At 61.4% G+C, this 21,478-nt stretch carries 3 protein-coding genes and 1 pseudogene; all 4 read left to right on the top strand.

What is annotated here, in order from left to right:
- Positions 1-8: 8 nt before the first annotated feature.
- Positions 9-16,123: pseudogene (locus BH712_RS02940) on the top strand (Ig-like domain-containing protein); the annotation flags it as partial.
- Positions 16,124-16,179: 56 nt separating this feature from the next.
- Positions 16,180-18,036, top strand: coding sequence for an FG-GAP repeat domain-containing protein (locus tag BH712_RS25410; protein WP_459536417.1), 1,857 nt, complete (start codon positions 16,180-16,182; stop codon positions 18,034-18,036).
- A 71-nt stretch (positions 18,037-18,107) separates the two neighbouring features.
- Positions 18,108-20,273: a type I secretion system permease/ATPase gene (locus BH712_RS02935; protein ID WP_006810575.1), complete on the top strand. Its 2,166-nt coding sequence runs from the start codon at positions 18,108-18,110 to the stop codon at positions 20,271-20,273.
- Positions 20,270-21,445: an HlyD family type I secretion periplasmic adaptor subunit gene (locus BH712_RS02930; protein ID WP_006810576.1), complete on the top strand. Its 1,176-nt coding sequence runs from the start codon at positions 20,270-20,272 to the stop codon at positions 21,443-21,445. The genes BH712_RS02935 and BH712_RS02930 overlap by 4 nt, the downstream gene beginning before the upstream one ends.
- The last annotated feature ends 33 nt before the right edge of the window (positions 21,446-21,478 follow it).

The raw sequence follows: 21,478 nt of genomic DNA, 5'->3' as shown, positions 1-21,478 counted from the left end.
AGAAGAATATGAGTAACGCAAAAGTTGTTGATGTCATCATTCGCAAAACGGCAGAGAAGACGAAATTAACCGGTGAAGGGAATCTCTCGGTCTCTATTTCATCGCCGAGCGTGATTGAAATTCAGGGTTCAGCTCAGGACGTGGTGCGTTATGTCCGCCAGGGGAATGACCTCCTCATTTATATGAAAGATGGCAGCGTGATCCGCTGCAATAATTATTTTGTCGAAGACGCGGAAACCCATAATCATTCCGAACTGGTATTTAACGATAACCAGGCGTTGACGCATATTTCATTTGCCGATGCCGGGGAAGCATCAGGCGTTGCTGCCACCGAATTAACCGCCCAGGCTGCACCCATTAGCAGCATTGAACCTTTCCTGGAGCAGGGAAGCGTCTTAAGCGATGCGCCGTGGGGCTGGATTGCCGGTGCGGCGTTAGGGGGCGGTGCGATCGGCGCTCTGCTGGCTCATGGCGGCGATGGCGAAACAAAAACCAGGGTTATTGATAATACAAAAGAAGTCGAAAGCGCCACGCCGACATTTTTGCTGACGGACAACGCGGGTGACAAGCAGGGCGTGCTGAGTGCAAAAGCGGTCACGGATGATAACACCCCCACCTTCAGCGGTACCGGGCAGCCGGGCGCGACCATACAGGTTAAAGACGGCAGCGGCAGCACCATCGCCAGCACCATGGTCGCGAAGGACGGCACCTGGACGGTAACACTCCCGACCCAGGCCGACGGGGAACATACCTGGTCCGTCGTGCAGATCGACGGCAGTAAAACGACCTCTGCGGGCAGTATCACCGTAACCGTTTCTACAGCGGATGCCAGCGTGACGCTCGCCACCACGGCGGGCGATAACGTGATCAACGCCAGCGAGCAGTCCGCTGGCTTTACGCTGTCCGGCACCAGCAAAAACCTGGCGCAGGGAACGGCGCTTACCGTCACGCTCAACGGTAAAACCTATACCGCAGAAGTGGGGGCAAACGGCGCATGGAGCGTGAAGGTCCCTGCTGCCGACGCACAGGCGCTGGGCGATGGTACCTGGACGGTCAACGTCAGCGGAAAAGACACGGCGGGCAACATCGTGTCCGGCAGCCAGACGATTGGCGTCGATACCGCTGCACCAGCGATTTCTGTCGACACGATCGCCCAGGACAACATCATCAATGCGGCTGAACATGGTCAGCCCCTGACGCTGACGGGTAAAACTGATGCAGAAGCGGGCCAGATTGTGACGGTCACGCTGAACGGCAAAAATCACACGGCGACTGTGGGCAGCGACGGCACCTGGTCCGTTACGCTTCCGGCCAGTGAAGTACAGGCGCTGGCTAACGGCGAGCACACCCTGACGGTAAACGTCAGTGATAAAGCGGGGAACGGTTCATCCGCTACGGCTGTTTTCACCGTCGATACCGCAGCGCCGGTGGTCACCATCAACACCGTCGCGGGCGACGACATTCTGAACACCAGCGAGCAGGGGCAGGCGCAGATTATTTCCGGCCAGGCGAACGGCGCGGCGGCGGGCGACGTTGTCACCGTGACCGTTGGCGGCAAGACCTTTACCGGTGTCGTCCAGGCGGATGGCAGCTGGAGCGTTGGCGTGCCTGCCTCCGTCACTGGCGCGCTGGGGGAAGGTAGCCACAGCATTTCGGTCTCCGTGACCGATGCGGCGGGCAACACCGGCAGCGCGACGCACGGCATTACGCTCAGCGGCAACCCGCCGGAATTTACCCTTGACCCCATCAGCCAGGATAACGTCCTGAATGCGCAGGAGGCCATGCAGCCCCTGAGCCTGAGCGGGACCAGTAATCTGCCGAACGGCAGCGCCGTCACCGTGACGCTGAACAACGTTAACTATCAGACCACCGTTGAGAACGGTAGCTGGTCCGTTCAGGTGCCGGTTTCCGACGTGCTGGATCTGGCGAATACCCTCTACACCGTCAGCGTCAGCGGCACCGACAGCGTGGGTAACAGCGGCTCCGCCGAGGCGAATCTGCTGGTCGATACCGCGCTGCCGCAGGTGATCGTCAACACCTTTGCCGGTGATAACCTGGTCAATAACGCTGAAGCGGCGGTTGACCAAACCCTCAGCGGACGCGTCACCGGCGCGGCGGCGGGCGATACCGTCTCTGTCACCGTGGGCGGCAAGAGCTACACCGCGACGGTTGGCGGCGACCTGAAATGGAGCGTGACGATCCCCTCAGCCGACCTCCAGGCGTTTGGCGACGGGGATTTAACCTTCAGCGCCTCTGTCACCAATGCGCACGGCAATACGGGCACCGGCGAGCGTGATATCAATATCAACGCCGAACTGCCGGGCCTGCGCGTGAACACAATCTCTGGCGATGACGTGATTAACGCCATCGAGCAGCAGCAGGATCTGGCCGTCACCGACGCCAGCACGCATCTGGCCGAAGGTACACGGATTACCGTCACCATCAATAATGTCGAATACGTCACCACGGTTAACGCCAGCGGCAAATGGCAGATTGGCGTGCCCGCGGCAGACCTTCAGGCATGGACGGCGGGGGGCATGACCGTCAGCGTCAGCGCGGAAGATGCCTGGGGCAACACCGTAGCGGCTGAACACCCGATCGAGCTTGACCTGAACGCGGTGGCCGTCACCATCGATACCGTAACCACTGACGACATGCTGAACGCGGCGGAAAAAGGCGCGGATGTCACGCTTTCTGGTCAGACGCAGGGCGTGGAGGCAGGGCAGACCGTGGTGGTGAAATTCGCGGATCAAACCTTTACCGCACAGGTGCAGCAGGACGGCTCCTGGCACCTGACCGTTCCGGCGAGTGCGATGGAAACGCTGATCGACGGGCGTGCGCAGGTGAACGTCAGCGTGACTAACGGCAACGGCAACAGCGCGGACGCCTCACGCGTGGTGATCGTCGATACGCAGCCGCCAGCCATTACGCTTGATAACCTGACCGACGACAACATCATTAATGCGGCAGAAGCGCAGCAGGATCTGGTGCTCAGCGGCAGCACAACCGTTGAAACGGGTCAGACGGTCACCGTGACGCTGAACGGTAAATCTTACCAGACCACGGTCCAGGCGGACGGTCGCTGGCTGCTGAACGTGCCTGCCGCCGATGTCGGCGCGCTGACCGATGGCAATGTCACCGTGACGGCCACCGTCAGCGACGTGGCGGGCAACAGCAGCAGCGCGGACCGCGTTGGGCTGGTGGATGCCACTGTGCCGCAGGTGATCATCAACGATTTCGTCACCGACACCAACACCGTTAACCAGCTGGCCCATGCTCAGGCGCAGATCCTGAGCGGCTCCGTCACCGGCGCGGCGGCGGGTGATTTGGTCATCATCACCATCAATAACGTGGACTACACCACCGTGGTGGATGCGGCAGGCAACTGGAGCCTCGGCCTGCCTGCGTCCGTCGTTCAGGGGCTGACGGACGGCACCTGGACCATTAACGTTTCCGTGACCGATCGGTCCGGCAACACCGGCAGCAGTTCAGTGGATGTAGTGGTCAATACGGTGACGCCCGTTATCGGTATTAACACGCTGGCAGCGGATGACGTGATCAATGCGGCAGAGAAGGGCGAAGATCTGCTGCTTTCCGGTACCAGCAATCAGCCGGAAGGAACCACCATCACCGTTGCTCTGAACGGTATCAACTACACCGCCACCACCGACGCCAGCGGCAACTGGAGTGTTACCGTACCCGCCTCTGCGGTGAGCGCGCTGGGTGAAGCGAATTACACCGTAACGGCGAGCGTCACCGATAATGTGGGCAACAGCGCCGCTGTCATGCACGATGTGCTGGTGGACAGCTCGCTGCCGGTTGTTACCTTCAACAACTTCGCGGGCGACAATATCGTCAACGCGGCGGAAGTGGCCGCAGGGCAAACCCTGACCGGAAAGGTTTCTAACGCGGCATCGGGCGATACCGTCACGATTATCCTCGGCGGGCAGACATACACGGCTACCGTACAGGACGATCTCACCTGGAGTCTGCCGTTAACCCAGAGTCAGTTAACCGCGCTCGGCAACGGCGACCTGACCGTATCGGCCAGCGTGACGAACGCGCACGGCAATACCGGATCGTCTTCCCTCGATGTCACCATTGACGCCCAGCTGCCCGGCCTGCGCATTGATACCGTCGCCGGTGACGACGTCATTAACGTTATTGAACACGCGCAGAATCTGGTTATCTCCGGCACCAGTACCGACCTGGCGGCGGGTAGCACCGTCACCGTGACCATCAACGGCAAGAGTTATTCCGCCTCGGTACTGGCGGATGGCACCTGGCAGGCTGCGGTTCCGGCCGCCGACGTCTCCCGGTGGGCGGACGGGTCGCTCACCATCAGCGCCAGCGCGCAGGATACCTCCGGCAACCCGGTGAACATCGGTACCGTTGTGGATGTCGATCTCGCCCCGGTGGCGATAAGCATCAACAGCGTGACGGACGACAACGTGCTGAATGCGGCAGAAAAAGGCCAGGATCTGGTGCTGTCCGGCTCCTCCTCGAACGTTGAAGCGGGCCAGACCGTTACCATTATCTTTGCGGGTAAAACCTGGACCACGACGGTCGATGCCAGCGGCGACTGGACCTGCACCGTACCGGCTGCCGATCTGGGCGGCCTGAAGGACGGCGACGCCAGCGTGCAGGTCAGCGTGACCAACGTGAGCGGCAACGCGGCCTCTTCCTCTCAGGCATTCAGCATCGATACCGCCGCGCCAGCGGTCACGATCAACACCATCAGCGGTGACAACATGCTGAATGCGGCAGAGGTGGCGCAGGATCTGACCCTGAGCGGGACGTCTACTGCCGAAGCAGGCCAGACGGTCACCGTGACCTTCAACGGCAATCAGTACACCGCCCAGGTGCAGGCGAACGGCAGCTGGACGCTGGACGTACCGGCGGCGGATCTGGCGGGGATCGCCGACGGCAGCGCGGCGGTCACGGCGACCGTGTCCGATAAAGCGGGCAACCCGGCCAGCACGGGAGCGTCCGTGCTGGTCGACACGACCGTGCCGCAGATTACCTTCAACATTGTGGCGGGCGACGACATTGTTAATATTGCCGAGCACGGCCAGGCGCTGATTGTCTCCGGCAAGGTGACGGGCGCGCAGGCGGGGGATGTGATTACCCTGACCCTGAACGGCAAAGACTACACCGCAATGCTGGACGGTGCCGGTAACTGGAGCGTGGGCGTTCCGGCGCAGGACGTGGGCGCGCTGGCTAACGGCGATCAGACGATCTCCGCCACGCTCACCGATAAAGCGGGCAACAGCACCAGCGCCACGCACGCGATTGACGTCTCCCTGACCGCGCCGGTGATTGCCATCAACACCCTGGCGGTTGACGACGTGATCAACGCGACCGAAAAAGGCCAGGATCTGCTGATCTCCGGCACCAGCAACCAGCCGGACGGGACCCACATCACCGTAACCCTGAACGGTATCAGTTACGCCGCCACCACCGATGCCAGCGGTAACTGGAGCGTCACCGTTCGGGCGGCAAACCTCTCGGCACTGGGCGAAGCGAGCTATAGCGTGACGGCCAGCGTGACCGATACCGCGGGTAATAGCGCGAACACCAGCCATAGCGTGCTGGTCGACAGCGCGCTGCCGCAGGTCACCATTAATGCGGTTGCCACCGACGACGTGATTAACGCGGCGGAAGTGGCTTCCGGACAAACCCTGAGCGGGAAAGTGAGCGGCGCGGCGAGCAGTGACACTGTCACGATCGGTATCGGGGGCAACACCTATACGGCGACGGTTCAGGATGACCTGAGCTGGTCGGTTAACGTGGCGTCTGACGTCTTAACCGCTATCGGTAACGGCGATCTCACCGTAACAGCGAGCGTGACCAACGGCCACGGCAACACCGGCACCGGCGAACGCGACATCACGATTGATGCCAGCCTGCCGGGCCTGCGCGTGGATACCGTGGCAGGCGACGATGTGATCAACAGCATCGAGCATGGTCAAAACCTGATTATCACCGGCTCCAGCGACGGGCTGGCGAGCGGATCGGCGCTGACGGTCACCGTCAACGGCAAAACCTACGCGGCAACCGTGCTGGCGGACGGCACCTGGACGGCGGCTATTCCGGCGGCGGACGTCGGCGCGCTGAGCGCAGGCACGATCACCGTGACCGTGGAAGGCCAGAGCGCGGCGGGTAACCCGGTTTCCATCAGCCACGACGTGAAAGTAGAGCTGGCGGCCGTCGCCATCAGCATTAACCCGATTGCCTCGGACGACGTAATCAACGCGGCTGAGAAAGGCGCGGACCTGGTGCTTTCTGGCTCGACCACCAACGTGGAAGAAAACCAGACCGTTACCATCACCTTCGGCGGCAAGTCGTACACCGCGACGGTGGATGCCAGCGGCAACTGGACGGCGACCGTACCGTCTGCCGATTTGGGCGGACTGAAAGACGGCGACGCCAGCGTGCAGGTGAGCGTGACCAACGTGAACGGCAACAGCGCCTCGGCGGGCCGTGAATACAGCGTGGACGCCACCGCGCCGACGGTTTCCATTGAAATCGTCAGCGACGACAACATCATCAATGCCGCCGAAGCGCAGCAGGATCTGGTCATCAACGGCGTCACTAATGCTGAAGCCGGACAGACCGTGACCGTCACGCTGAACGGCAAGGACTACACCACTACCGTGCAGTCTGGCGGTGGCTGGAACGTGACCGTTCCTTCTGCGGATATAAGCGGGATTACCGACGGCAACTACACCATCACGGCAGCCGTATCCGATAAAGCGGGCAACCCGGCCTCGGCGGATCGCGATGTGCTGGTGGATACCACGGTGCCCCAACTGACCATCAACACCGTTTCTGACGACGACGTGATAAACAGCGCCGAGCACGCGCAGGCCCTGATTGTCACCGGTTCCGTGACCGGGGCGGCGGCGGGCGATGTGGTGACCGTTACCATCAATAACAAAGATTACAGCGCGACCCTGAATGCTTCCGGCAAGTGGAGCGTGGGCGTGCCTGCGGCGGACGTGAGTGCCCTGACCGCCGGGGATCACACCATCACCGCGGCGCTGACCGACAAAGCCGGAAACAGCAACAGCACGACGCACGAGGTTGAAGTCACCCTTACCGCGCCGGTGCTGAACATCGACACCGTGTCCGGTGACGATGTGATCAACAGCAGCGAGAAAACGCAGGATCTGGCCATCACAGGTACGGCTTCCGGGCTGGCAGCGGGCGCGGTGGTCACCGTGATGCTCAACGGCAAAGCGTACAGCGCCACGGTGGATACCCATGGCCAATGGACCACAACCGTTCCGGCGAGCGAGGTGGGGCAACTGGGTGAAGCGCTTTACACCGTGTCGGCCTCCGCAACAGACAGCGTCGGCCTCCGCAACAGACAGCGTCGGCAACAGCACCAGCACCTCGCACACCGTGAACGTTGAATCCGTTCTGCCGGGCGTCATCATCAACACCGTGGCGGGTGACGACGTGATCAACGCGGCAGAGCTGGCAACCGGCCAGACCATTAGCGGCACCGTGGTGAATGCCGAAGCGGGCAACACCGTGACTGTGTCTGTGGGCGGCCACAGCTACACCGCAACGGTACAGGACAATCTCACCTGGTCCGTCGACGTACCGGGAACTGTGCTCACCGCGCTGGGCAATGGCGATCTGACCGTGACCGCCAGCGTCACGAACGGCGTGGGCAACAGCGGCAGCGGCGAGCGCGATATCACTATCGACGCGAATCTGCCGGGCCTGCGCGTGGACACCGTAGCGGGCGATGACGTGATTAACAGCATCGAACACGGGCAAAATCTGATTATCACGGGTTCAAGCGACGGCCTGACGGCGGGCACAGCGCTGACCGTCACCGTAAACGGTAAAACCTATCCGGCCACCGTGCTGGCAGACGGCACCTGGCGCGCGGCGATCCCTTCAGCGGACGTAAGTGCCCTTGCCGCAGGCACGGTCACCGTGAACGTTGAAGGCCAGAGCAGCGCGGGCAATCCGGTGACTATCAACCATGATGTGAAGGTGGATCTGGCAAACGTCGCCATCAGCATTGACGCCATCGCCACCGATGATGTGATTAACGCGGCGGAGAAGGGCGCGGATCTGGTGTTCTCCGGCACCACTGCGAACGTGGAGGAAAATCAAACCGTCACCATCACCTTCGGCGGCAAGAACTACACCGCCACGGTGGACGCTGAGGGGAAATGGGCCGCCACGGTGCCGTCTGCGGACCTGACCGGTCTGAAAGACGGTGATGCCAGCGTGCAGGTCAGCGTCACCAACGTGAACGGCAACAGCGCCTCGGCGGGCCGCGAGTACAGCGTGGATGCTACCTCGCCGTCCGTGACCATCAACACGATTGCCACAGACGATATCCTGAACGCCTCAGAAGCGCAGTCTGACCTGGCAATCTCCGGCACCAGCACCGCTGAAGCAGGCCAGACGGTGACCGTGTCGCTGAACGGCAAAGATTACACCACAACCGTCAGCGCGAACGGCAGCTGGACGCTGAACGTTCCGGCAGCGGACCTGGCAGGTTTAACCGACGGCAGCGTGACGGTCACTGCCTCCGTCAGCGACAAGGCGGGCAACCCGGCATCGGTGGACCACAACCTGACGGTGGACGTCACCGTTCCGACTGTGACCATCCACACCGTGGCAGGCGACGACGTGATTAACGTGGCTGAACACAATCAGGCGCAGATTATCAGCGGCTCCGCCACCGGCGCGGCGGCGGGCGATACCGTCACCGTCACGATCGGCGGCCAGACTTATACCACCGTACTGGACGCGGCGGGTAACTGGAGCGTGGGCGTCCCGGCCAGCGTCATTTCCGGCCTCAGCGACGGTACGGTGACTATCACTGCATCAGTCACCGACGCGGCGGGCAACACCGGCAGCGGCACGCATAATGTGACCGTTGACACCGGTCTGCCATCGGTCAGCTTCAACGCCATCAGCGGCGATAACGTCCTGAACGCGGTAGAAAAAGGCCAGGATCTGAGCGTCAGCGGCACCAGCGCCAACCTGGCGGAAGGCACCGTGGTCACCGTGACCCTGAACGGCAAAAACTACACGGCGACAACTGCGGCGGACGGCACCTGGAGCCTGACGGTTCCGGCTGCGGATCTGGCCGGTCTCGGTCAGGCCAGTTACACCCTGAATGCGACAGCCACCAACGGCGTGGGCAACAGCGTGAGCAGTTCTGCGAACCTGCTTGTCGACACCGCGCTGCCTGGCGTCACCATCAACACCGTGGCGGGCGACAACGTCATCAACGCGGCGGAAGTGGCGGCAGGTCAGACCCTGAGCGGCACCGTGACGAATGCCGAAGCGGGCAACACCGTGACCGTGACTATCGGCGGCCACAGCTACACCGCAACGGTGCAGAACAATCTGTCCTGGTCCGTGAATGTGCCGTCTGACGTGCTGACCGCACTCGGCAACGGCAGCCTGAGCGTGACGGCGACCGTCACCAACGGGCACGGCAACACCGGCACCGGCGAACGCGAGATCGCTATCGACGCTAACCTGCCGGGGCTGCGTGTGGATACCGTGGCGGGTGACGATGTGGTCAACACCATTGAGCACGCGCAGAACCTGATTGTTTCAGGCTCCAGCGACGGGCTGGCGCCGGGCACGGCGCTGACGGTTACCGTCAACGGTAAAGATTACGCGGCAACGGTGCTGGCAGACGGCACCTGGCGCGCGGCGATACCGTCCACCGACGTGAGCGCGTGGCCGGAAGGCACCGTGAAAATCAGTGTAACCGGTGACAGCGCGGCGGGTAATCCGATCACCATCAGCCACGATGTGACCGTGGATCTGGCTACCGTTGCCATCAGCATCAATGCGCTTGCCACCGACGACGTGATTAACGCGGCGGAGAAGGGCGCGGATCTGGTGCTGTCGGGTGCGACCACCAACGTGGAAGCCGGGCAGACCGTGACCATCAGTCTGAACGGCAGGATCTACACCACCACCGTGGACGACAGCGGCAACTGGACTTACACCGTGCCGTCAGCGGATCTGGCTGGCCTCAAGGATGGCGACGCCAGCGTGCAGGTCAGCGTCACCAACGTGAACGGCAACAGTGCCTCGGCGGGCCGCGAGTACAGCGTGGATGCTACCGCGCCGTCCGTGACCATCAACACGATTGCCACCGACGATATCCTGAACGCCTCAGAAGCGCAGTCTGACCTGGCAATCTCCGGCACCAGCACCGCCGAAGCGGGCCAGACGGTGACCGTGTCGCTGAACGGCAAAGATTACACCACAACCGTCAGCGCGAACGGCAGCTGGACGCTGAACGTTCCGGCGGCGGATCTGGCAGGATTAACCGACGGCAGCGTGACGGTCACCGCCTCCGTCAGCGATAAGGCGGGCAACCCGGCGTCGGTGGACCACACCCTGATGGTGGACGTCACCGTTCCGGCAGTGACCATCCACACCGTGGCAGGCGACGACGTGATTAACGTGGCCGAGCACAATCAGGCGCAGATCATCAGCGGCTCCGCCACCGGCGCGGCGGCGGGCGATAAGGTCACCGTCACGATCGGCGGCCAGACTTATACCACCGTACTGGACGCGGCGGGTAACTGGAGCGTGGGCGTTCCGGCAAATGTGATTTCAGGCCTCAGCGACGGCAGCGTGATCGTCACTGCGTCAGTCACCGACGCGGCGGGCAACACCGGCAGCGGCACGCATAACGTGATCGTCGATACCGGTCTGCCGTCGGTCAGCTTCAACGCCATCAGCGGCGATAACGTCCTGAACGCGGTAGAAAAAGGGCAGGATCTGACCGTCAGCGGCACCAGCGCCAACCTGGCGGAAGGCACCGTGGTGACCGTGATCCTGAACGGTAAAAACTACAAGGCGACGACTGGCTCAGACGGCACCTGGAGCCTGACGGTTTCGGCTGCGGATCTGTCAGGCCTCGGTGAAGCCAGCTACACCCTGAATGCGACAGCCACCAACGGCGTGGGCAACAGCGTGAGCAGTTCTGCGAACCTGCTTGTCGATACCGCGCTGCCAACCGTGACCATCAATACCGTGGCGGGGGATAACGTCATCAACGCGGCGGAAGTGGCCGCAGGCCAGTCCATTACCGGTAAGGTGGCGAACGCGGACATCGGCAACACCGTGACGGTGAACATCGGCGGCAACATCTATACCGCGACGGTACAGAGCGATCTCAGCTGGTCCGTCAACGTGCCGGATTCCGTCCTGACGGCGCTGGGCAACGGCGATTTAACGGTGTCAGCGACCGTCACTAATGACCATGGCAATACGGGAACGGGCGAGCGCGATATCACTATCGACGCCAGCCTGCCGGGGCTGCGCGTGGATACCGTGGCGGGCGACGACGTGATCAACAGCATTGAGCATGGTCAGAATCTAATCGTCACTGGCTCAAGCGACGGGCTGGCGGCGGGTACAACGCTCACCGTCACCGTGAATGGCAAGACCTATGCCGCGTCGGTACTGGCAGACGGCTCCTGGAGCGCGGCGATCCCGGCGGCAGACGTGGGCGCTCTGGCCGCAGGCTCGGTGACCGTCACCGTAGCGGGCCAGAGCGCGGCGGGCAACCCGGTCACCATCAGCCACGACGTGACCGTCGATCTGGCAGCCGTGGCGATCAGCATCGATGCCATCGCCACCGACGACGTGATTAACGCGGCGGAGAAAGGCGCGGATCTGGTGCTTTCCGGCAGCACCTCCAACGTAGAAGAGAACCAGACCGTGACCATCAGCTTTGGCGGCAAGTCTTACACCGCCAAAGTCGATGCCGACGGTAACTGGACGGCGACCGTGCCATCCTCGGATCTGGCGGGTCTGAAAGACGGCGACGCCAGCGTGGAGGTGAGCGTTACCAATGTGAACGGCAACAGCGCGTCTGCGGGCCGTGAGTACAGTGTGGATGCCACGGCGCCAACCGTGACGATTGAAACGGTCGCAGGCGATAACGTGATCAACGGCAGCGAAGCGGCTGCGGGCGTGGCCATTTCCGGCACCACCACGGCGGAAGTTGGTCAGACCGTCACCGTGACGCTGGGCGGTAAGAGCTATACCGCGCAGGTGCAGCAGGGCGGCCTCTGGAGCGTGAACGTACCGGGCACCGACCTGTCCGCGCTGGCGGATAACGGCTACACCGTGCAGGTGAGCGTGAGTGACGCCGCAGGTAACCCGGGCAGCGCGGGGAAAGCGATTACGCTTGATACCACCCCGCCGACCGTCAGCTTTAACGTTGTGGCGGGCGATGACGTCATCAACAGCGTGGAGCACGGGCAGGCGCAAATCGTCAGCGGCACCGCAACCGGCGCCAGCGTTGGCGATAAGCTGATCGTCACCATAGGTTCGAACCAGTACACCACCACCGTTGACGCCAGCGGCAAATGGAGCGTGGGCGTTCCTGCCAGCGACATCTCTGCCCTGACCGACGGCACCGTGACCCTCAGCGCGACGATCACCGACAGCGCAGGCAACAGCAGCACGCAGACCCACGACGTGGTAGTTAATACCGCATCGGTCGCGCTGACCGTCAATACCCTCAGCGGCGATGACGTGATCAATGCGGCAGAAGCGGGCGCATCGCTGGTCATCAATGGCTCCAGCGCGCAGTTTGCTAACGGCACGCAGGTCACCGTCACCCTGAACGGCAAGAGCTATACGGCTACCATCCAGAGCGACGGCGCCTGGCAGACCACCGTACCGGCCGCCGACGTGGGCGCCCTGGCGGATGGCGCACGTTATCAGGTTACTGTTTCGGCGCAGGACAGCGCCGGTAACAGCGCCTCGGCAACACATACGCTCAGCGTGGATACCACCGCGCCGGTGATTAGCGTGAACACGTTGTCGGGCGACGATGTGCTGAATGCGGCGGAAGCCCAGCAGCCGCTCACCGTACACGGCTCTTCCAGTGCGGAAGCAGGCCAGACGGTGACCGTCACGCTGGGTGGCAAAACCTACACTGCGCTTGTGGCAAACAACGGGACCTGGACGCTGGATGTTCCGGCGGTCGATCTGGCTGCACTGAGCCAGGGTGCGCTGACGTTGACCGCCTCGGTCAACGATAAAGCCGGTAACAGCGGCCAGACGACGCATACCTTGACGGTCGATACCGTCGCGCCAGCCGTCACTATCAGCACCGTGGCCGATGATGATATCGTCAACAACACCGAACAGCTGGCGGGACAGACCATCAGCGGGACCACCACCGCGGAGCAGGGCCAGACGGTGACCGTCTCCTTCAACGGCCACAGCTATCAGGCGACCGTGGCGGCGAACGGCTCCTGGTCCGTCTTCGTGCCGGGGCGTGATTTCCTCGGCCTGACCGACGGGAATTACACCCTTACCGCGACGGTGAGCGATAAAGCGGGTAACCCGGGCAGCACAACGCATAACGTGACGCTGAACGGCGACGTGCCGAACATCGCCATTAACACCTTTGCGCAGGACGATATCGTCAATGCCGCCGAGCACGGCACGCCGCTGGTTATCAGCGGCACCACCGATGCGCCAACGGGCCAGACGGTGACCATCACGCTTAACGGCAAAACCTACACGGCCATCGTGCAGGCGGACGGCCGCTGGAGCTATACGGTTGGCAGCGCAGACGTGACCGCGCTGGCAGACGGCGGTTCGTACGTGATTAACGCGCAGGTGAGCAACGCCATCGGCAACAGCGCCAGCGATAACCACACCGTCACCGTGGATCTCACCGCGCCGTCGATGGGGATCAGCATTGATTCCCTGCAAAACGATACCGGCCTCAGTGCGAATGACTTCATCACCAACCACAGCCAGGTGGTGGTGAACGGTTCCCTGACCGCGCAGCTCGGCAATAACGAGAAAGCGCAGATCAGCCTCGACGGCGGTACCACCTGGATTGACCTGACCGTCACCGGCACCACCTGGCGCTATACCGATGGCCGCACCCTGACCGACGGTACGTACCCGTATCAGGTGCGCGTGATCGACATTGCGGGCAACGTTGGGGCGACGGACAGCCAGGACGTGGTAATCGATCTGACGAAGCCTGCGGCGGCGGCCATTACCGTGGATTCCGTCTCGCAGGATACCGGCCTGTCCGACAGCGACTTCATTACCAGCGACAACCAGATCAGCCTGAAAGGGACGCTCGGCGCGGCCCTGGGCAGCGGTGACCACGCCCAGATCAGCCTGGACGGTGGCGCGACCTGGACTGACGTGAGCGTCAGCGGCCTGAGCTGGACGTATGTTGATGGCCGCACGCTGGCCGACGGAGACTACAACTATCAGCTGCGGGTGATTGACGACGCGGGGAATATCAGTGCCACCACCAGCCAGGTGGTGACCATTGATACCGTCGCGCCGGACGCCAGCAAAACGATCGCTATCGACAGCATCAGCGACGATACCGGCCTGAGCAGCAGCGACTTTATCACCAATGATACCTCCCTGACGCTGCACGGCTCGCTCGGCGCAACGCTGGCCGACGGCGAATATGCCCAGATCAGCATCGACGGCGGGATCACCTGGCAGAACGTGATCGTCACCGGCAATAGTTGGTACTACGTGGACGGCCGCACGCTGGGTAACCAGGCCTATGACTACTACGTTCGCGTAGTGGATGCGGCAGGCAACGTGGGTGCAAGCGCTCATCAGCAGGTGACGGTCGATACGGTCGCGCCGGATGCGGCGATTACGGTGACCGTGGATAACATCACCGTCGATACCGGCTTCGACAATAACGACTTCCTGACCAGTTCGACCTCGTACACGCTCAACGGGACGCTCGGGGCCGAACTCGGGGCGGGTGAGTATGTGCAGGTGAGCATGGATGGCGGCACCACCTGGGGTTACGCCACGGTAAGCGGCACCCGGTGGAGTTATAACGACACCCGCACCCTGGCCGACGGCGACTACCGCTATCAGGTGCGGGTTGTCGATCAGGCGGGCAACGTCGGGGCCACCACCACGCAGGACGTGACGGTGGATACCCAGGCGCCGCAGTACGGCATCACCATTGACAGCATCAGCGAAGATACCGGGCAGTCCGGGAGTGATTTCATCACCATGGACACCTCGCTGACGATCAACGGCTCGTTGGGCAGCACGCTGGCCAGCGACGAGCGCGTACAGATCAGCCTGGACGGCGGTAATACCTGGATTGACACCACCGTCACTAACCAGCGCTGGAGCTATACGGATACCCGCGATCTGGCGGACGGGGATTACACCTACCAGGTGCGGATCATCGACCAGGCGGGCAACGTCGGCTCAACCTCTTCGCAGGTGGTAACGGTTGATACCACGCCGCCAGCCACTGTGGGAACGGTAGTCAGCTATACCGACGGGGAAGGTGAACGTACGGGCACGTACGGCGCATCAGTCGCGACGGACGATACCTCGCCGCTGATCAACGGTACGCTTAACCGGGCACCGGAAGACGGCGAAATCGTGCAGCTTTACCGGGACGGGATCTTGCTGGGTCAGGTCACGATGAATGGCAGCGCAAGCTGGTCCTATCAGGACAACGGCCTGCTCGACGGGAATCACACTTACATTCTGCGCGTCACCGACAAAGCCGGTAACTACACGGAATCGGATGGCTTTGTGCTGAACGTCGATACCAGCATCCCAACCACCACGGCGGCGATTACTGCCCAGACCACCTCGGATACCACGCCGATTGTCAGCGGTACGGTCTCCGCAGACCTGGTGAACGGTGAATATCTGGTGGTGACGGTGAACGGGAAAACCTACACCTCCCAGACCGGCGGTGCGGTGGTCGTCGACCCGGATCACAATACCTGGTATCTACAGATCCCGGACAGCGATGCCCTGAGTGTGGCGAGTTACGACGTAACCGCGCAGGTGAAGAGTAGCGCAGGCAACGGTAACACCACCGGTACGGCAACCGGTAGCCTGGTGATCGATACCACCTCGGTGAATACCGACTGGGCGACCACTGCGGGTAACCTGAATAACTCGACCATGACCGTCGGCACGAACAGCAGCGGCCTGTGGAATATCATTGCTAACGGTCAGTCTTACTCCAGCAGCGATAGCTCGACCTATGCCGGCAATACGCTGAGCAACACCCGTGGCTATTACGTGGTGAGCCAGACCGCCGCCGACGTTGACCGTAACGGCACGCAGGATATCTTTGCGACGGAGAACACCTACGCGGGTTCTACGCAGGTGATGTGGACCTACGATGGCAGCAGCTACACCGCTAGCCAGCTGGCGATGGGGACCACCATCTGGTACGGCGGCGTAATTGCCTACGACAAAACCGGCGATGGCTATCTTGATCTGGCGTACGGCGATGCCGGTATGGACTCCCTGACCTATCTGGTGAATAACAACGGCGTCCTCTCGCCGGACGGCACCGGTGGGGAAGGCGGCTTCTACGGCCAGTTCGACTCCGGGCGTGAAATCTCCGGCATTGACCTGAACAACGACGGTACGGTGGATATCGTTCAGCACACCAACCGCAGCGGCGCGTACTCGTTAACCGTGATCAACAACAACGGCAACGGCACGCTCTCTATCGGCCAGAACCTGACCAACGTGTTTGTGGTAAACACCGCGAATAGCACCACGGCGGCGTCCATGACGTGGGCGGATTTCAACGGCGATGGCTACATGGATCTGTACCTGGGCAGCAGCTACAACAACAACGGCGGGGTGATCTACTACAACGACGGTACCGGGAAGCTCTCGACCACCAAGAGCGCGGTGGAAGCTTCTAACGCGGCTGCGGGGTATCTCTCGGTGGCGGTGGACTGGAACGGGGACGGGCAGATGGACATCATCAAGCTCAGCACCTACGGCGGTTCACAGACGGCGACGCTCTTCACTAACAACGGCTACGGTTCCGCCTGGACCGCCAGCCAGCTGGCGTCCGGCATTGCCTACGCCACTGGCGTGGCGGCAGTAGACTACAACTGGGACGGCGCGAAGGATCTGCTTGTCTCGCAGCAGAACGGCAAGGTGGTGCTGGTGCAAAACAGCGCCAAAATTGCTGACGGTACCGCGATGCACCTGCACATTGTCGACAGCGAGGGCATCAACGCCTACTACGGCAACACGGTCAATCTGTATAACGCTGCGGGCGTGCTGGTGGCCTCGCAGATCATCAACGCCCAGTCCGGCATTGGCTCGAACGATACCTCTGCGCTGGTGAGTTTCTACGGGCTGGATCCGAACGAAAGCTACTCGGCGGAGATCGTGAAGATCACCAACGGCGTGTCGGATAACGTCACCTGGACCGGCCTGGACGCGGGCAACGGCAAAGAGGGTTATGTTCTCACCGCCGAAGCGGCCACCGGCGGCCACAGCGGAACCATTACCGGTACCGGGTATAACGACACCTTTATCGCAGAGGATGGGGCCTATACCTATAACGGATCCGGCGGCTGGAATACCCATTCAGACTACGACACCTGGAGCAATACCGGCGGCATGGACGTGGTGGATTACCGTAATGCCACCTCTGGGATAACCGTTGATTTGCGCCTCTCAACGGCGCAGGACACCGGATTCGGTACCACGCGGTTGTTGAATATTGAAGGGATTAACGGCTCTGACTATGACGACGTGATTACCGGCAACAGCGGTGATAACCAGTTCGAAGGCCGCGGCGGTAACGACACCTTCAACATCGGCAGCGGCGGCCAGGACACGTTGCTCTATAAGCTGATCAACGCGTCTGACGCGACGGGCGGCAACGGCAGCGATGTGGTGAACGGCTTTACCGTCGGCACCTGGGAAGGGACGGCAGATACGGACCGTATCGATCTGCGCGACCTGCTTTCCGACAGCGGCTATACCGGCACCGGCTCGGCGAGCTACGTCAACGGCGTGGCGACGCTGGACAGCAGCGCAGGCAACATCGCCGACTACATCCGCGTGGTGCAAAACGGCAGCAACACTGAGATCCAGGTTGACCTGGACGGCACTGGCGGTCAGTTCTCGCCCACCACGCTGGTGACGCTGAACGGGGTGCAGACGGATCTGGCGACGCTGCTGGCGAATCATCAATTGTTAATTGCGTAAAACACCGCCGCGGGGAGGGATCCTCGCGGCCTTTTGGCGTTTCTTTAACGAATTGCGTTAACCCGGAGATTATGAAGACACATCCACAGTACGAACCCTGGTTGCAGGGCATGCTCATCATCGCGAAATATTATCGGCTGGATTTTTCGGCGCAGCATGTTCGGGTCACGATTAACCATGAAAGCCAGTCGCCACGCCAGCTAGTGCTGGAGGAGATGGCGCGCCAGCTTGGGATGGGGATGCGTTGGGTGGCGGCGGAAGCCGTATCGCTCGATCCCTGGCGTTTACCGCTGCTGGCGGAGTTTACCGGCGGGCAAATTGCGGTCATCAACCGTATGGACAACGACGGGAACGTCAGCGTGCAGTTTAGCGGCGACGGGGGGCTGGAGACAACGCTGACGCGCGACGAGCTTGGTTCACGGTTAAAGGGACTGATGGTACTGCGCCCGCTTGAGTCCACGCCGGATGCGCGCGTGGATGATTACAGCAAACCCTATGAGAAAAACTGGTTCTGGCAACTGGCGCTGAAAGACTGGCGTCGCTACAGCGACATTATGCTGGTGGCGCTGGTCGCCAACGTGCTGGCGCTCTCCGGCATGGTCTTTTCCATGCAGGTGTATGACAGGGTGGTGCCGTCCCAGTCGGAGGCCACGCTGTGGGTGCTGTTTGGCGGCGTGATGATCGCCATCGTGTTTGAATTCATCATGCGCATGCTGAGGGTGCATATTTCGGACGTGGTAGGAAAACGCGCCGACCTGCGTATTTCCGAGCGCGTGTTTGCCCACGCCCTGCGGATTAAAAACGGTGCGCGATCGAAATCGACCGGGTCGTTTATCGCCCAGATCCGCGAGCTGGAGTCAGTGCGGGAGCTGATCACTTCCACCACCATTGCCGCTATATCCGATCTGCCGTTCTTCCTGCTGTTTGTTTTCATTCTGTGGATGATTGGCGGCCCGCTGGTGCTGGTGGTGCTGCTGGCCGTGCCGCTGCTGCTCATTCCCGGCCTGCTGGTGCAGCGCCCGCTGGGAAAACTCTCCAGCGAAGGGATGCGTGAATCGGCAATTCGCAATGCCACGCTGGTGGAGGCGGTGCAGGGGATTGAGGACATCAAGCTAATGCGCGCCGAGCAGCGCTTCCAGAACCAGTGGAATAACACCAATGACGTTGCCGCCAGCGTCGGCATGAAGCAGCGCTGGCTGACGGGGCTGCTGCTGACCTGGACCCAGGAGGTGCAGTCTATCGTCTACGCCGTGGTGCTGCTGGTGGGCTGTTACCTGGTCATCAGCGGCGACATGACCACCGGTGCGCTGGTGGGCACCTCGATTCTGGCGTCCCGCACCATTGCGCCTCTTTCGCAGATTTCTGGCGTGCTCTCCCGCTGGCAGTCGGCAAAGGTGGCCCGCAAGGGACTGGATGACCTGATGCAGCGCCCGATTGACGATCCCCGGCACGGCAAAAAAGTGCATAAAGCCCACCTTCGCGGTGATTACCGGCTGGACGACGTCGGGTTTTATTACGACGAAGAAGAGAAGCTCACCGTGCTGAATATCAGCAAACTGCGCATTCGCGCCGGTGAACGTGTGGCAGTACTCGGGCGGAATGGTTCGGGGAAAAGTACCTTGCTGCATCTGCTGGCGGGAATGCAGGAGCCTCAGCAGGGCAGCATTTTGCTGGACGATATTGCTCTCAATCATCTTGACCCGGCCGACGTGCGCCGCGACATGCAACTGCTCAGTCAGCAGGCGCGGCTATTCTTCGGCTCCGTGCGTGACAATATTCTGATGGGCAATCCGCTGGCGACAGACGAGGAAATTCATCAGGCGCTGGTCAACAGCGGCGCGCTGGAGTTTGTGCGCAAGCAGAAAATGGGGCTGAACACCATCATCAACGAGGGCGGAACGGGGCTTTCCGGTGGGCAGCGTCAGGCGCTGCTGCTGGCCCGCGCGCTGCTCACCTCGCCGAATATTCTGCTGCTGGATGAACCCACCGCCTGGCTGGATGAGGTCAGCGAGAAGCAGTTTATCCAGCATCTGCACCCGTGGCTCGGTAAGCGCCGGACGTTGGTGGTGGCGACGCATCGCCTGCCAATTCTGGACCTGGTTGACCGCATCATCGTCCTGGAAAACGGCAACGTGGTGATGGATGGCCCTCGTGATGCCATTTTACGCCAGCACGGAATGGCCCCGCAGCAGGCGCCTCAGCGCACGGTCAAACTGAAAACGGAGGGCGTGGCATGAATGATTTCTCCCGCTTTAACAGTCGGCTGAAGGAGCCCCGCCTGCCGCGATCGTCGCTGGTGGCATGGTCGCTGTTTGCCCTGCTGGTGGTGTTTATTACCTGGGCCAGCCTGTTCCAGCTGGATGAGGTCACGACGGGCAGCGGCAAGGTGATCCCGTCCTCCCACGAGCAGGTGATACAGTCCCTGGAAGGGGGGATTATCCACAGTCTGATGGTGCGCGAAGGCGATATTGTCGAGCGTGGGCAACAGCTTGCCCAACTGGACCGGACGAAAACCGAGTCCAGCGTACTGGAGAGCGAATCTCGATTAAACGCTGCGATGGCGACGGCCGCGCGTCTGAATGCAGAGGTGAACAACACGGTGCTGACATTCCCGGCAGAGCTGGATGACGACGTTGAGCTGGTCAAACAGGAAACGGCGCTTTATCAGTCTCGTCGCGAAAGCCTTGAAAAAGGGCTGGCGGGTTTACGCCAGGGAGCGGATCTTGTGCAGCGTGAACTGTCATTAACGCGCCCGCTGGTGACGCAGGGGGCGGCCAGTAAGGTCGAAGTCTTACGCCTTGAACGTCAAAAAAATGAACTGGAGAGCAAAATCACCGAGATGAAAAACCAGTACTACGTTCGCGCCCGCGAAGAACTGGCGAAAGCGAACGCAGAAATGGAAGCGCAGCGTTCGGTCATGAAAGGACGCGAAGATTCACTCACCCGCTTAACGTTTAATGCGCCGGTGCGTGGCATCGTGAAGGACATTGACGTGACGACGGTGGGCGGTGTGATCCCGCCGAACGGCAAACTGATGAGCCTGGTACCGCTTGATGACCAGATGGTGATAGAAGCGAAAATCTCGCCGCGCGATGTCGCGTTTATCCATCCCGGGCAAAAAGCGCTGGTGAAAATCACCGCTTATGACTATTCGATCTACGGCGGGCTGGAAGGGGAGGTGACGATGATTTCCCCGGATACCCTTCAGGACGAGGTGAAACGGGATGTTTATTATTATCGCGTTTATATCCGTACAGACAGTAACCATCTGACCAACAGGCAGGGCAAGGAATTTCCGGTGTTCCCGGGCATGATAGCTACGGTCGATATCAAAACCGGCAGTAAATCCGTCATTGATTATCTGCTGAAACCGTTGAATAAGGCAAAAGAGGCGCTGCGCGAGCGATAAAAAAGGCGTTCAGCAAACCGAACGCCCGTCAGA

Origin of the sequence: Enterobacter hormaechei ATCC 49162, from assembly GCF_001875655.1 — a bacterium.
Lineage (GTDB): Bacteria > Pseudomonadota > Gammaproteobacteria > Enterobacterales > Enterobacteriaceae > Enterobacter > Enterobacter hormaechei.
Note: the sequence above shows the minus strand (reverse complement) of the source record. Positions and strands in the feature narration are given on the sequence as shown.

Excerpts from the sequence above, each read along its gene's own strand:
- BH712_RS25410 (WP_459536417.1), top strand. The coding sequence starts at position 16,180 with ATGTGGACCTACGATGGCAGCAGCTACACCGCTAGCCAGCTGGCGATG.
- BH712_RS02935 (WP_006810575.1), top strand. The coding sequence starts at position 18,108 with ATGAAGACACATCCACAGTACGAACCCTGGTTGCAGGGCATGCTCATC.
- BH712_RS02930 (WP_006810576.1), top strand. The coding sequence starts at position 20,270 with ATGAATGATTTCTCCCGCTTTAACAGTCGGCTGAAGGAGCCCCGCCTG.